Here is a 596-nt window from a genome sequence, read left to right as displayed (position 1 = left end):
TACCTACTATATTACCATCTTTATCTGCAAAGAAAGTATTACCTTCATAAACTGTTTGGAGTTTTAGTTTTTCTGTATTAACATAGATTTTATCTGCACTAATACCACCAAGATTATCTCCACCTATAATGATAGAATTTTCTAATCTTTTATCTTTATCTGCTTGAGTATTACCTGTATATTCAAGTTCATCAAAGTACCAACCATCTATGCTGATTTTACCGCCTGTATTGTTTTCTAATTGGTAGCCATTGTTATTTTTGCCTATATAGCCACTATGCCATGTAGCTTCATTATTTGCAGTTGCAGGATGGATATGGCCATTATTAACAACTAAAGTACCACTATTAGTAATACCTCCATGGATATTACCAGTGTTTTCAATATTGATATAGCCACTATTATTAATACCACCAAAGATGTGTATATCTTTACCTGCATTAGGATCAGTTAAATCCCCTGAAGAATTAATAAGTTTTTCTATAGTACCACTATTGTTAATACCATAAGTGATATCTTGAGTAGCTAAAGGAGAAGCTTCTTTACCTATAGTACCTGTATTAGTAATAACACCTATATAACCTTTATTTTCTTTA

Annotated in this window: 1 protein-coding gene; it reads right to left on the bottom strand. The window is 31.0% G+C overall.

Annotated features, from left to right (window positions below; all coding sequences use genetic code 11):
• On the bottom strand, nucleotides 1–596 hold a 596-nt coding region (locus L8V77_RS07660), incomplete at both ends, for a hypothetical protein (RefSeq protein ID WP_263707402.1).

Source organism: Campylobacter sp. IFREMER_LSEM_CL2127, assembly GCF_025771745.1.
In the GTDB taxonomy this organism is placed as follows: Bacteria; Campylobacterota; Campylobacteria; order Campylobacterales; family Campylobacteraceae; genus Campylobacter_D.
The sequence above is the reverse complement of the archived record's forward strand: the minus strand, read 5'-3'. Positions and strand labels throughout refer to the sequence as shown.